Below are 13,528 nucleotides of genomic sequence, written 5' to 3'. Positions count from 1 at the left end.
AAGAACAGGGTTATTCTCACGAAGTATCTCTGTAAATCCACGTGATCCAGGATTCTTCACTGACACACAGCAGATATTGATTTCCAGGGTAATGCTGGGAATCCCTCACTGAGACGGTGATACAATTGAGTAAACTCAGGTAAGATTTTGAGAGAATGGACTATATATGTATACTAACGACATTTCCTGAAAGGTGCAAGTATAACTAAAATGGCGCGTAGAAAGGAGACAATCACACTTTCCATCCCACCTGGAACTAAAGAGCAGTTAGAGGCAATAGCTGATGGCTTAGGCATTATGTGGGGCGATAAACCCAGTATTTCAGGGTTAGTCGTGGCGATCGCTCAACACCAACTTGAGGTTGGCAGTGTACTTGCACTTGACCCAAGTCAAAATACAGCCATCAGACAAGCTATAAGACTATTGGTTGATTCTGGTCATATTGCCGATGCACAGACTTTGGCCCTTTTCCTACTAGAACATGGCAATTTAGAGACACCTTTACGCCAGGCACTGCTGGAACAAGTTAGTCATCCTACTGAATCATGGCGTAGAGTCATTGATCAGCAAATTAAAGCTAAACAGCCTTTTCATCTGTTTTATGAAGACTCTCAAAACAAACAGATGGAATTTACCGTTCGCTACGGCGAAATTCGCTTTTGGGAAAAGCGATTCTATCTAGAAGCATGGTGTGAGGAAACGGAGGGTAGCTTGAATCTACCCGAGCTAATCCATAACCGTTGCTTCCGTTTAGATAGAATTATCAACGTCTTGCCAGCAAGTGGCAGTTGGCAAGATCGGCTTGAATATATCGAAGTGCACTTACAAGTATTGGGAAGGTTGGTAAAAGCTTATGAACCTAAACCAGATGACATAACCAATGAGGTAAAGGACGATGCTCGCTACATAGTTAGACGTGTATCAAATACATTCTGGTTTATTCGAGAGATCCTACGTTATGGGGAAGAATGTCTAGTTTTATCTCCTGCAAGCGTACAAAATCAATTAATAAGCAAGTTGAAGAAGCTTTGTGAGCACTACAACTTTTTAACATAACCTATACAAAAGTCATATTCCTCGCTAAGAGCGATCTATCTCACCATGACTTTTCTAAACTCGCATCATCTAGTCAGTAGCCTTCAAATACCGTCTCACCACCAAAAGTTAAAGCCGCATAACGTGTGGCATCAGCGGCGGCGCGCAGCGCCGTCCGCTGCATGCTGTTGTTGGACAGCGCCCGCCGAGGCACCTCCACACAAGATCTCCTCGAACCGCCGCCTCATCGCGGGCTTCCCCTTCTCGAATTGCCGCGCGCGGTGACCGTTCGCGCCCGATGGATGTGGGAATCCATGTAGCGTTCGACCAGCCGGGATGCGCTGCTCGGTCTCCAGTAGCTCCAAGGCCTCGGCGACGCTCTTGCCGAGTGGAACGAAGACTGCAGCATGGAGCCGGGACAGCTCCGGCGCAAGAACGTCCCGAACGTATCGCATCAAGAAGGCGGACCTCACGAGCCGCGGCTGACTGCCAGTGTAGTTCTGCCCGTGGAGGAACGTCGGGTACCGAACAGCCGAAGTGGTGTGCAGAAGATGGGAACTGGAACCAAAGAGATCGGCGGTGGATGCGACCTCGAGGAGTTCCGGCACCCCGAGCTCGTCCAGCATCCGAACGAGATTCCCGCGCATGGTGCCACCAAAGCTGGCTTCGTACTTGGCCAACCTGCAAGCGTCTTCGGGGCTCGCACCCAACAGGAGGTGCCTCCGCACTACGCGATAGAGAATCTGCATCTGGGTGAAACCCGGCGTCACGCCAATCAGGGCCACACGCGCTTCTTGGTTGCCCCAGCCGAACGGAGCGTCGTACACGGCAAGCCCCTTGTCGGCATCCTCGGCGACCTTCAGCGCAGGAACGAGAAGATCGTCGCGGGCGTACTCGCGCTTCTCCGGGAGGGACCGGATGAACGTGGCTAGGTGTTCAGATAGCACTTCTCTCATCGGGCACTGTGCGTTTCACGATCGTGTTCGAGCGCTGTCCAACTCTTATTAGATCGACAGTTGCAGTATATCTACCTCAAACAGGGTGGATAGGCTGATTGCTTGCAGTATATCCTGCCTAATACAGTGGATAGGCAGCAAGCTGTCCATATAGTACGCTCATGTTAGGTAGATATACTGAAAGTTTCAGTATATCTGCCGAGTTTTCTCAGTATATTGCACTGAACATGAGTGAAGATAGATACATGTGTACTGTGTCTACCACTGATGGAAGCTCAACCTCGAAAACTACTGGATCAAGTTCGAGACCAAATCCGACTAAAGCACTATTCCTATCGCACTGAGCAAACCTACGTTTATTGGATTCGCCGCTACATCTTGTTCCATCAAAAGCGGCATCCCGCTGAGATGGGAGGAGCTGAGTTAGAGGCGTTTTTGACCCATCTAGCAGTGGTGGGTAAGGTCTCGGCTTCAACGCAGAACCAGGCGCTCAATGCGGTGGTTTTTCTTTACCGCCAGGTTTTGAAGCAGGATTTGGGGATAGATGTTAATGCGGTGCGAGCTAAGCGATCGCGTCATCTACCGACTGTCCTCACTCCGACAGAGGCCACAGAAGTGCTACAAAACCTCTCGGGTGTCTATCAATTGGTGGCCAAATTACTTTACGGTAGCGGCTTGAGACTCAATGAAGCACTGCGGCTTCGCATCAAAGACCTGGATTTTTCTCAACAGCAAATCACAGTGAGAAATGCGAAAGGGGGCGAAAGTCGCATCACCATGTTGCCAACCAGCCTGATCGAAGATTTCCAACAGCATTTGCAAAGCGTTTGACAGTTGCATCAACAAGACTTGGCGCAGGGCTATGGTTCGGTTTATCTACCTTTTGCGTTAGAGCACAAATATCCTCACGCGGACTGTGAATGGATTTGGCAGTTTGTATTTCCGGCAGAGCGCTTTTCCAAAGATCCGCGTAGTGGCATTGTGCATCGTCATCACCTTCATGAGAGTGGATTGCAGCGAGCCATCAAACGAGCCGTCAGGCAAGCTGGTGTGCAAAAGCGCGTCAGTTGTCATACCCTTCGCCATAGCTTTGCAACTCACCTGCTGGAAAACGACTACGACATCCGCACCATTCAAGAATTGTTGGGACACAAAGATGTGAAAACCACCATGATCTATACCAAAGGTATTTCGTATTTCAGAGCACGAGACAACATTGTCAGGTCTGAAATGCCTTTGAATGTGCTGAATCGGGGTGGACGGGGAGTGCGAAGTCCGCTAGATAGTTAGGCTGTTGGCGCTATCGTTGATTCACTGTCGATGCCAATGGACTTCTCCATTGGTTTGGTCAACCACCGTAATCCCCACCGTCGCTAACTGATCGCGAATATCATCCGCCTTTACAAAGTCGCGTTGCTGCCGGGCCGCCTGACGCTGTTGGATCAGGTCTGCGATGCCATTCGCCTGAAGCATTGAGAGTGTCAACAATGACTACCAGAGTGTCAGCGGTGACTGTTTAAGTCTCGACCGCGAGACTCCAGATATCAGCGACGACTGCCAGAGTCTCGACGATGACTGCCAGAGTCTCGGCGATGATTGACGGACAAAAACCTCATGGCTGGTGGCTAGAAGCCGCGCCTATACAAAGAAAACCCGCCTACGCGGGTTAACCGCCCCGAGTTAAAGGTTTGTCAGTCAACCCAGGTCCTGGGCTCTGGCGCATCCATTCTGACTGGGCGGGGCCGACTGGGCGGGCAATATCTCTTATTTGCTGTGAATTGGAGACGAGCAATGTCGAGCGAGCCAATCCCCAATGATCAGCGATTCTCGGCTGGGGATGTGCTCTCCCCCCCTTAGCAGGTCGGTTGCAGCTAATTCCTCTAGCGTCTCAGGTGTCTTCTCCCTGATGGCTGATGCTACGGCGGCAATCGCCTGCCCCAGGAGCAATAAGCCCTGAGTAACCTACTACGCCAGCAGAGACCGAGTCCGATTGCCGACCTTAACTGGCGTTGCGGATAGATTTCTACGCCTGCCGATGGATATTTACATATGAGGCTGGCTGACGGCAGCGACGGCTTATCTTGCCTGCTGCTGGGCCTTGCCTTCTGTCAGCAAATATTGCTAGATGATTGCGTTTACAGGGGGGCTCGTTATACTGTTTCTGAGTTTTAGGGTGTCTTAGAGCACCCCTCATCCTAGAAAAGTCTTGCTTAAGTTGGCATCGTCGAGTCCTGTCGCTGTGTCTCCTTGATCTCTATGTCCAACCGCCGTGATTCTGCCCATTGGTCTGCCGGTGACACTCATCGGCGGCCCAGCCCTCGGAAGGCTCAGCGACTCAGCTCAACCTATACGGTGCCGTCATCTGCCCCTCGTCTCCACACCTCTGGCAGCGACGAAATAGCCCGCCTACATCGCCAAATGCATTCCGCTCCTCCTGTTCCCTCCGACTCCTCTTCTCTCTGGCAGCGTCTAGCTCGCCACTGGCAACTCTCGGCTCTAACGGTAGTTGTTATCTTCGCTGGCTTGGGGGCTGTCTCTGCTGTCAGCCTGTTTCGTATCCCTAATCTGCCCAATTGCCGAGCCATTTTTTGGCCGACTGCTTCCGCCTCAACCCGGCTGCAGTGTGCCGATGCCTATGCCGCCCAGGGTGAAGTAGACAGCCTGCTGGCAGCTATTGATCTGATCGACGGCCTGCCCCAGGATCATCCCCTGCGAGCCGAGATTAACGAGCGCATCGAAGTCTGGGCCGAGCAAATTCTCGATCTGGCCGAGCAGACCTTTCACCAGGGAAAATTGGATCAGGCCATCGCCATTGCCCAGCGCATCCCCCAGGACACTAGTGCGGCTCAGCAAGTTCGGACTCGGGTTAGCCGCTGGAAGGAGACTTGGGAAGAGGCGGAAGCCATCTATGAAGCAGCCCAAGCTGAGCTAGAGCAGAAAAACTTCCGGGAAGCCTTCGCCAAGGCGACTCAGCTACTCTCTGTGGGTAATGACTACTGGGAAACCACCCAGTACGAAGCCCTGACTCAATTGATTTCCCAGGCCCGCCAAGACCTAAATCGCCTGGGGCAAGCTCGTCGTCTGGGCCAGCGCGGCACCTTGGAAGGGTTCCAGGAAGCCTTCAAATTAGTTGCCTCCATCGATCCAGACAGCCCCCTACACCGTGAGGCCCAACGGGTGCTGCGGCAATTGGGCCGGGAGGTCCTAGATGCTGCGGAAGCGGCACTGAAGCGGGAAGATGCCAGTACCGCCACTCAGCTACTCAACCTCGTGCCCCGGGAGGCTGGTCTGCGGGCGGAGATTAGCGACTTCTATGTGATTATCCAGGCCTATGAGTTGGCCTGGCGAGATACGGTGGCAGGGTTAGAAGCCGGGATTCAGCGGTTACAAAGTATCGGTCAGGATCAGCCCCTCTATGCTCGCGCCCAGGGCTTAATGCAGCGCTGGCAGAGTCAAATCGAGGGGCTGTCTAAGCTGGAGTGGGCCCGGCGCTTGGCTGATCCAGGTACTGTCAGTGATTTGCGGGCAGCCATCTCAGAGGCCGATCAGATTTCCCGCACTAGCCCTGCTTGGTCTGAGGCTGAGCGCCAAATCGACCGCTGGCAGCGGCAGATTGAAACCATTGAGGATGGGCCGATCTTAGAGCGGGCTAAGGGGCTGGCCCGGGGGGGCGATCTACAGGCCCTACGGACGGCTATCCAAGAAGCGAGGCGGATTGAGCCGGGGCGAGTCCTCTACCGTGAGGCCCAAGATCAAATTGATCAGTGGACTGCCCAAATTCAGCGGCAGGAAGATGAGCCCCTATTGCGGCAGGCGCGGCAGTTGGCCAACGCTGGACGATACTCGGAGGCGGTGACGGTGGCTGCCCGGATCGGGGCCGGCCGGGTGCTCTACGATGAAGCTCAGGGTGAGATTCAGGCCTGGCGTCGCAAAGTACAGGGACAACAGCAGTTGCAACGGGCCTATCAGGTGGCTCAGCAGGGTACCGTAGATGCCCTGGTGGAGGCTATCGATCTGGCCCAACAGATACCGGCTGACAGCAGTGAGTCGGCTGCGGCAGTGGGGGCCGCCAACCAGTGGAGTTGGGATCTACTGCGGGTGGCCGAGACCGAGGCCCGCTATGACCTGAACCGTGCGATCGCAATTGCCCAACGCATCCCACCCCGCACTGAAGCCTATGCCCAGGCCCAACTGCGGCTGCAAGAATGGCAGGACCAAGCCCCCTAGTCCGACCAGGGCAAACCGCTTGTAGTGTTCGCAAAGCGGCTCCGCAGGAGCAACGTAGTCGAACTACTGCCCTGGACCTGCGGAAGGGCATATCGGTAAGCAGTAATAGATCGCGTCGCATCGGTGAAGTAACGAGGGCTTTTCTGCATTGGGCGTGGCAACCACGCCCCTACCCTATTCCCTTTTCCGTTTCTCCGCTCTCCGTCCTCCGTTTTCCCCTTCCCCATCACCCCATCACCCCACCTCTTCGCTCTCCGCTCCCCAACTCCCCCTTTCCAGCTAAGCTAGGCTGCTGCCTCCAGCTGCCTCTACCGCGGTCAGGGCCGAGTAACTCACCCCCGCTGTCCCTTCCCCGGGGTGGGTGCTGTCCCCCACCAGCCACAGGCCGGAAATGGGGGTGCGGGTGGCAATGCCAAAGGGGCCAAAGGTACTGAGCCGCTGGCCGATGCCGCCGACGATGCCGCGATGACGGGCGGTAAATCGGGCGAAGGTGCGGGGGGTGGCCGCTTCCTGGTGGTAGATATGCTGGGGGCTGAGATCGAAAAATTGACTCAGGCGAGCCAGAGCAGTGTCGGTGTATTGGCGCTTTAAGGCCTCATAGTCGCGGCACTGCCACCAAACTTCGGGATCGGTAAAGGACGAGGCAATGATCGTGGCCTGGCCCGCTGGAGCGCGGCCATCGCCGGGGCGACTGACCGAGATAAATAGGGAATTGTTTTCGGCAATCGGTCCCTCATAGTCATAGAGACATTGCAAGTGGGGCGGGCAATCGGCCGGGATGGCCGCCTGATCTACCCCTAGATACACCACAAAGGCCCCGGATGCTGGTGGCAGCTTCTCCACCCGGCGACGGTAGCCAACCGGGGCTTGGCAGCCTAACAACCGCACCAGGTCTTGCACCGTCACATTGGCCACGATGTGATCGGCTGACTCGGTCCAGGTCTTGCCGGTTTTCTGCCGTTGCCCGGTAACCCCAGTGGCTTGACCCTGGGTACAGTGAATTCCCTCGACGCGATGCCCCAGTCGCAAGCTACCGCCGTGACGCCGTAGTCCTGCCACTAAGCGCTGGCTGAGCACCTGCATACTGCCCTGGAGATGGAACAACCCTTGGGGCGCTTGGGATACCCCTAGGGCCGTGGCGGCGTAGAGCAGAGCTGTGGCGTCGGCATCCACCTGGGAATAGAGCTTCAGTTGCAGATCGAGGAAGGTCTGGAGCCGTCGATCTTGATCGAGGCCATAGCTGCGCAGCACCTGACCCACCGTCAGGAACAGATAGGGGGCTGTCAGCAGCGTCGCCGGGCGCACTGCCTTAACCAGCTGCCCCAGATCCCAGAGATTGCGGGGCGGCAGCACCGGTCCGTCGAGCCTGAAATTGCCAACTGATCGAAACAGCCGCTCTAAGCAGTTGCCAGAAGGTTGGCTGCCCGGGAACTGCTGTCGCCGTTCCCGGGCCCAACGTAGGGGATGGCGCCAGACCTGGATCGGGGTCTGTTCTCCCGGTAAATACACGGCACAGGCCGGATCACAGGGGCTAGCCTCGGGAAGAGCCACGCCTAACTCAGAAAATAGTTGGTGATGAATTCCTCCCGGTTCTAATCCCGCCACCTGGGTGGCTCCCACATCGAAGGTAAATCCGCCCCGCTTGAAGGTGGAGGCACAACCCCCTGGCACCCAGGCCTGGTCGAATACGGTGACCTCATGGCCCCGCCGCGCTAGCAGGGCAGCGGCAGTCAAGCCGCCAATCCCCGCCCCAATGACGATGACCCGTTGTGTTCGATTTGACACGATCAGACGCCTTAAGCATCAAGTTACATTACTTAACATCTTATCGATTAGTCGGTATTGCCGTCTTTGTCTTTGGCTGAGCGGCCGTTGACGAGGTGCAGTAGCCTTCCTTAGCGGATCAACCAGTAAGTGTAGCGCTGGTGTGGAACCACGGCGGGGGCTAGGGGTGTTTCAAGGCTTCGGGGATTTGCCCATGACCCACCGCCACAGGGGATGGTGGGGCCCCTGGCGTTGGATCTTGTCGAGTAATCTGGTTAGCCGTTGTCGCTCGGAGCGGGAAAGCCCCCAGAGGATATGTCGGCTTTCGGTGATGAGCAGGGCTAGGGTGAGGCCAACGCAGAGCCCCAGACCGATGGCTGGTCCCCGATTGTAGGCCAAGCCATAGCGTACCTCTACCCAAGTGAAATACTCGACCAGCCGCTCAATTTCATGGCGCAGTCCCCACAGGCTCAGGAGTCCTACGGTTAACCACAACACTGCGATACCCATCCACCAGAGCTTCAGGACAGCTCGCCTCAGGCGTTCTAATTGCTGCTCTTGGCGAGGGGGCATGGGGTTACTAGTCAGACAACGCTGTCGGGTTGGTCTGGCAAGGGGTCAGAGGCAGGGGTTGCGATCGCATGGCCAGATTTCTCTCGCCACAAGGCCAGCAGAGTGCTGGCGATAAAGATGCTGGAGTAGGCCCCAGAGATAAAGCCCACGATCAAGGCTAAGGCGAAGAACTTTAAGGTATCGCCGCCGAACAGCACGATAGAAATCAGCGTCAATACTGTGGTTAACGTAGTGTTGATGGACCGGGTCAGGGTCTGACGCACCGAATCATCCACCACCTCATCGATATGCATCTGCGGGTGGAGCTTGATCGTCTCCCGAATGCGGTCGTAGATCACCACCGTGTCATTGACCGAAAAGCCGACGATGGTGAGCAGGGCCACGATGAAGAGGCTATCTACCTCTACCCCCAGGGTCAGCCCCAGGATGGCAAAGATGCTGAGGGTAATGAACACATCGTGGAATAGGGCAACGATGGCAAACACGGCGTAGTCGAGCTGAAATCGCAGACTCAAATACACCACGATACCGGCGAAGGCTACCAGCAAAGCCAATAAACCGGAAGCAAATAATTGCTGGCCGATTACGGGACCCACCGAATCGATCTGAATTGATTGAGGGTCGAAGGGCCCCAGAGCCTCCTCTAAAGTATCTTGCAGTTGGGCCCGTTGCTCTACATCCAGGGTCTTGGTACGGATAGAGAGGCTCTGACGATCGTCGCCCACCACCTGAATGCTGCTAGCCTCTAAACCCAAGGGAGTCAGCACCTCCCGCACCTGAGCCGTTTGCAGGGAAGTGTCACAGACTTGGGGTTGAGCACAATCCCGCGTCAGCTGCAGCCGGGTGCCGCCGACGAAGTCTAGCCCCGGTCGCAGCGGGGCCTGAAACTGTTGCCAGGAAAGCCCCATGGCGATGATGCCCACCATCGTAATCAGGATGGACACGGTCCACCATAGGGTTCGCTGCTTGATTACACTGAGTTTCATTGCCACACCTCAAGAGCGCGCCTGGTACAGCCCGGGACAAAATAGTTCTGGCTTGCGGAATTGGGCCCAGCTCAGCACGAACAACAGCAGGCTACGGCTGCAGGTGACGGCGGTAAACATGCTGATGGCTACCCCAATGGCTAGGGTTAGGGCAAAGCCTTTTACTAAGCCCGCTCCGAACCAGAACAGTGCCGCACAGGCAATTAAGGTGGTGACGTTACTATCGAGAATGCTGGAGAAGGCCCGATGAAAGCCCGATTCCACTGAACGGTAGAGGGTTTTGCCAGCGCGCAGTTCTTCCCGGGTGCGCTCAAAGATCAGCACGTTGGCATCCACCGCCATGCCGATGCTGAGAATGAATCCGGCAATGCCCGGTAGGGTGATGGTCACCCCCAGCAGGTTGAAGGCCGCCCAGGTCAGCAGGGCGTAGACCACCAGGGCCAGATCGGCTAAGAGTCCAGGTAATCGATAGTAGGCCACCATGAAGATGAGCACCAAGATCAGGCCGCCCACGGCAGCATAAAGGCTGCTGCGGATGCTATCGCGGCCCAAGCTGGGACCCACGGTGCGATTTTCCACCACCTCAACCGGCAGGGGCAGGGCTCCACCCCGCAGTTGGATCTCTAATTCCCGGGCAGCTTGGGCATCGAAGTTACCAGAGATAACCGCACCGCCGCCGGTAATGCCGGTCTCGGCAAACTCCACGTCGACACTGGGGGCACTGATCAGGCGGTTGTCTAGGAAAATGCCAACGCTGCGACCAGTGCCGGCGATGCGGCGGGTCATGTCGGCAAACAGGTCAGCTCCTTCTGAGGTGAACTCGATCACCACCTCCCAGCCAGTACCCGCGTTGTTGGGCCGGGCAATGGCATCCTCCAGCTTATCGCCAGTGAGTTGAGTGGATTCGAACAGGTTTGCGATCGCAGCTTCACTGTCCTGCACCGATTGTTGTAGAGCCTCCAGGCGAGCCTGACGCTCTGCAGGCGACAGCTGCTCGATGGTCTCAGGCGTAGAGGCCGCCCCATCATCTTGATTGTCCTGGGCCGCTCGCAGGGCTTCCAACTCACTGAGTTCACTCTGCAACACCTGATTTTCCACCGTCAACTGCTGCTCAGTTCCTGGCTTCTGGGGCCGAAACTCCAGTTGGGCAGTGCCTCCCAGCACTCGCTCCGCCTGCTCGGGATCGCTAATGCCAGGCAACTGCACCAGCAGCTGATCATTCCCCAAGATTTGCACCACCGACTCAGATACCCCCAAGCCATTGACCCGGCCCTCCACCACCTGGCGCACCGCTTCCATGTTCCGGTCTGTAATATCAGGAATTTCCTGGGTGGGTTGCACCTGCAAGGTCAACTGAGACCCACCGCGCAAATCCAATCCCAGGCGGGTAGGCACCTGAATGATCGCCATTACCGCCGCGATGGCTAGGGCCACCACCAGCCCCAAGAGTAGTCGTTGTCTGGCCATATCGATTCTCTATAAGACAGCCCTCCGAAAGGGCTTCGCCTGCCCTCACTATACTTGCAGGGCCGCCATTTTTTCGACCGCCGCTTCGATTTGCTGGGGTTGCACGATGGTCAGGCTCTCCAACTTGCCGTTGTAGGGGGTGGGAATATCTTGAGACGACAGCCGCACCACCGGCGCATCCAATTCGTCGAAGAACCGATCATTAATCGAGGCGATAATCTCTGCCCCAATGCCCCCCGTCTTCATGCATTCCTCCACCACGATTACCCGGTGAGTCTTACGCAGAGAGGTCCCGATCGTCTCAAAATCTAGGGGTTTCAAAGAGATCAAATCGATTACCTCAGGATCCAGCCCCTTTTTCTCTAGGGACTTCACCGCCTGCATCACATGGTGGCGCATGCGGGAATAGGTCAAAATCGTCACATCGTTACCCGGGCGCACCACTTCTGCCTGATTCAGGGGCACGAGATACTCATGGTTAGGCAGATCTTCTTTCAGGTTGTAAAGCAAGACATGCTCAAAAAACAGTACCGGGTTATTGTCGCGAATGGCTGACTTCAGCAGTCCCTTGGCGTTATAAGGAGTCGAACAAGCCACAATTTTCAGCCCCGGTACCGCCTGAAAATAGGCCTCTAACCGCTGCGAGTGTTCTGCCCCCAGTTGCCGTCCTACCCCACCAGGTCCGCGAATTACCATGGGAATCTTGTAATTACCCCCAGAGGTGTAGCGCAGCATGCCAGCATTGTTGGCAATCTGGTTGAAGGCCAACAGCAAGAAGCCCATATTCATGCCTTCAATGATTGGCCGCAGTCCAGTCATGGCAGCCCCCACAGCCATCCCGGTAAAGCTATTTTCGGCAATCGGGGTATCTAAGACCCGCAATTCCCCATATTTCTTGTAGAGATCCTTGGTGACCTTGTAGGACCCCCCATAGTGGCCCACATCTTCACCGAGCACACAGACGGTGGCATCGCGCTCCATCTCTTCGTCTAGGGCTTCCCGTAAGGCATTGAACATTAAGGTTTCTGCCATGGTCTCGAATATCGCAAGGGTATAAAAAACACAATCAGTCTGATCAGCAGCCGCCACCTAGCGGGGCGATAATTCCTGTCCGCTGCCGCCACAGAAGCAGCGATCTGCCACAATTACCAGTTCAGCCTACCGCCTGCAGCCACCGTTTAGTCATCAAATACGTAGCGGTAGAGGTCCTCGGGAGTCGGTTCTGGAGCCTCTTCGGCAAAGTGAACTGCCTCGTCGATTTCGGTTTGAATTTTTTGGCGAATGGCCTTGAGCTCACTCTCGTTAGCCAGATTCTGCTCCAATAGATAGGCTTCGAAGCGCTTCAGGGGATCCCGGGCCAGCCATACTTCTTTTTCAGCCTTAGAGCGTAACTCATCGGGATCCGCCAGAGAATGGCCCCGGAAGCGATAGGTGAGGCACTCGATTAGGGTAGGCCCTTCTCCAGCCCGGGCCCGCTCAATGGCGGTTTGGGCCACCGTTCTCACGGCCAACACATCCATACCATCGACTTCTACCCCGGCCATGCCAAAGGCATTGGCTTTGCGATAGATTTCGGGCTGGGAACTGGCCCGCTCATGGGCCATGCCGATGGCCCACTTATTATTTTCGACCACGAATAGAATTGGTAACTTCCACAGAGCTGCCATGTTGAGGCATTCGAAGAATTGGCCGTTATTAGTGGTACCATCTCCGAAAAAGCAAGCCGTCACCTGATTCGCGCTGGCATCTCCCATGGCTTCGCGGCGATAACGGCTCTGAAATGCTGCGCCCAAGGCGACAGGAATGCCCTCACCAATGAAGGCAAAGCCCCCGAGCAGGTGATGTTCCGCCGAGAACAAGTGCATAGAGCCTCCCCGTCCGCGGCTACAGCCTGCTTCTTTGCCGAACAGCTCGGCCATTACCTGACGAGCCGGAACTCCCATACTAAGGGCATGGACATGGTCTCGATAGGTGCTACAGGCGTAGTCATCTGGGCGCATGGCTTTGATGACGCCGGTCGACACCGCCTCTTGGCCGTTGTAGAGGTGGACAAACCCAAACATTTTGCCCCGGTAGTACATCTCGGCGCATTTGTCCTCGAAATAGCGCCCCAACACCATATCCTCGTAGAGCATCAGCCCTTCGTCTCTGGTGATCTGGGCCGGCGTGCCATGAAATGCCGGTAATGTTCGTTCCTGAACCATGGGATTGTCGTGTCCTCGCCGCAGTATCCAACGCTTAAGATTTCATCAATAATTTTAATATCAGACGAGACTGGGCACCGTATGTCAACGGCTGCCGGACAATTTTACCGCACGCGATTACTACGCTGTGGCAGTCTTCCTGAGGGTTATTCATTTTTTCAAGTAAGATAACTAGCCTGGCCCAGACATCGGCTCAGGGGTACCGGTGTCCTGGCAGCTCTCTGTTCTGACCATGGAAACGGTTTAATATGGGGCTCATGCTGAGTATGGTCAGGTATAGAACAGTTTGCCGGTGGTCTAACCTCGAGCTCGAGGC

General features: G+C 55.7%; 10 protein-coding genes and 1 pseudogene. 3 read left to right on the top strand and 8 right to left on the bottom strand.

Features of this window, described 5'->3' with window-relative positions; all coding sequences use genetic code 11:
* The first annotated feature begins 210 nt into the window (after nucleotides 1-210).
* Nucleotides 211-1,056 (top strand): helix-turn-helix transcriptional regulator, encoded by an 846-nt coding sequence (locus tag XM38_RS16065; RefSeq protein ID WP_080814145.1) that lies wholly within the window; start codon nucleotides 211-213, stop codon nucleotides 1,054-1,056.
* 131 nt (nucleotides 1,057-1,187) lie between these two features.
* On the opposite strand, the gene XM38_RS16060 is transcribed toward XM38_RS16065, so the two are convergent.
* Complete coding sequence (locus tag XM38_RS16060) at nucleotides 1,188-1,991, bottom strand: hypothetical protein (RefSeq protein ID WP_080814143.1); 804 nt, start codon at nucleotides 1,989-1,991, stop codon at nucleotides 1,188-1,190.
* 267 nt (nucleotides 1,992-2,258) lie between these two features.
* On the opposite strand from XM38_RS16060, the pseudogene XM38_RS16055 reads away from it, so the two are divergent.
* Nucleotides 2,259-3,281: pseudogene (locus XM38_RS16055) on the top strand (integron integrase).
* 21 nt (nucleotides 3,282-3,302) lie between these two features.
* Here XM38_RS16055 and XM38_RS26055 read toward each other — a convergent pair.
* Complete coding sequence (locus tag XM38_RS26055; RefSeq protein ID WP_187329435.1) at nucleotides 3,303-3,464, bottom strand: CysS/YqeB C-terminal domain-containing protein; 162 nt, start codon at nucleotides 3,462-3,464, stop codon at nucleotides 3,303-3,305.
* 783 nt (nucleotides 3,465-4,247) lie between these two features.
* Here XM38_RS26055 and XM38_RS16050 point away from each other — a divergent pair.
* Nucleotides 4,248-6,218, top strand: a complete 1,971-nt coding sequence (locus XM38_RS16050) for a coiled-coil domain-containing protein (RefSeq protein WP_080814142.1) — start codon at nucleotides 4,248-4,250, stop codon at nucleotides 6,216-6,218.
* Between the two features lie 279 nt (nucleotides 6,219-6,497).
* On the opposite strand, the gene crtD is transcribed toward XM38_RS16050, so the two are convergent.
* The 6 genes from crtD to pdhA all read right to left on the bottom strand — a co-directional run bounded on the left by crtD (nucleotide 6,498) and on the right by pdhA (nucleotide 13,212).
* On the bottom strand, nucleotides 6,498-8,003 hold the full coding sequence (gene crtD, locus XM38_RS16045; protein WP_088430380.1) for a C-3',4' desaturase CrtD: 1,506 nt from the start codon (nucleotides 8,001-8,003) through the stop codon (nucleotides 6,498-6,500).
* A 171-nt stretch (nucleotides 8,004-8,174) separates the two neighbouring features.
* Nucleotides 8,175-8,555 (bottom strand): hypothetical protein, encoded by a 381-nt coding sequence (locus tag XM38_RS16040; protein WP_088430378.1) that lies wholly within the window; start codon nucleotides 8,553-8,555, stop codon nucleotides 8,175-8,177.
* Between the two features lie 11 nt (nucleotides 8,556-8,566).
* Nucleotides 8,567-9,541 carry a protein translocase subunit SecF gene (gene secF / locus XM38_RS16035; RefSeq protein WP_080814139.1) on the bottom strand — a complete coding sequence of 325 codons (975 nt, stop codon included), beginning with the start codon at nucleotides 9,539-9,541 and terminating at the stop codon, nucleotides 8,567-8,569.
* A 9-nt stretch (nucleotides 9,542-9,550) separates the two neighbouring features.
* A complete protein-coding gene (secD, locus tag XM38_RS16030; protein ID WP_088430376.1) occupies nucleotides 9,551-11,008 on the bottom strand; it encodes a protein translocase subunit SecD in 1,458 nt (485 codons plus the stop codon).
* 48 nt (nucleotides 11,009-11,056) lie between these two features.
* Nucleotides 11,057-12,040, bottom strand: a complete 984-nt coding sequence (locus tag XM38_RS16025) for an alpha-ketoacid dehydrogenase subunit beta (protein WP_088431723.1) — start codon at nucleotides 12,038-12,040, stop codon at nucleotides 11,057-11,059.
* A 146-nt stretch (nucleotides 12,041-12,186) separates the two neighbouring features.
* Nucleotides 12,187-13,212: a pyruvate dehydrogenase (acetyl-transferring) E1 component subunit alpha gene (pdhA, locus tag XM38_RS16020; RefSeq protein WP_080814135.1), complete on the bottom strand. Its 1,026-nt coding sequence runs from the start codon at nucleotides 13,210-13,212 to the stop codon at nucleotides 12,187-12,189.
* Between the last annotated feature and the right edge of the window lie 316 nt (nucleotides 13,213-13,528).

The organism is Halomicronema hongdechloris C2206 (assembly GCF_002075285.3).
Classification (GTDB): domain Bacteria; phylum Cyanobacteriota; class Cyanobacteriia; order Phormidesmidales; family Phormidesmidaceae; genus Halomicronema_B; species Halomicronema_B hongdechloris.
This window is presented reverse-complemented; position numbering and strand designations above follow the sequence as displayed.

Excerpts from the sequence above, each read along its gene's own strand:
- XM38_RS16065 (WP_080814145.1), top strand. The coding sequence starts at position 211 with ATGGCGCGTAGAAAGGAGACAATCACACTTTCCATCCCACCTGGAACT.
- XM38_RS16060 (WP_080814143.1), bottom strand. The coding sequence starts at position 1,991 with ATGAGAGAAGTGCTATCTGAACACCTAGCCACGTTCATCCGGTCCCTC.
- XM38_RS26055 (WP_187329435.1), bottom strand. The coding sequence starts at position 3,464 with ATGCTTCAGGCGAATGGCATCGCAGACCTGATCCAACAGCGTCAGGCG.
- XM38_RS16050 (WP_080814142.1), top strand. The coding sequence starts at position 4,248 with ATGTCCAACCGCCGTGATTCTGCCCATTGGTCTGCCGGTGACACTCAT.
- XM38_RS16040 (WP_088430378.1), bottom strand. The coding sequence starts at position 8,555 with ATGCCCCCTCGCCAAGAGCAGCAATTAGAACGCCTGAGGCGAGCTGTC.
- secF (WP_080814139.1), bottom strand. The coding sequence starts at position 9,541 with ATGAAACTCAGTGTAATCAAGCAGCGAACCCTATGGTGGACCGTGTCC.
- secD (WP_088430376.1), bottom strand. The coding sequence starts at position 11,008 with ATGGCCAGACAACGACTACTCTTGGGGCTGGTGGTGGCCCTAGCCATC.
- XM38_RS16025 (WP_088431723.1), bottom strand. The coding sequence starts at position 12,040 with ATGGCAGAAACCTTAATGTTCAATGCCTTACGGGAAGCCCTAGACGAA.
- pdhA (WP_080814135.1), bottom strand. The coding sequence starts at position 13,212 with ATGGTTCAGGAACGAACATTACCGGCATTTCATGGCACGCCGGCCCAG.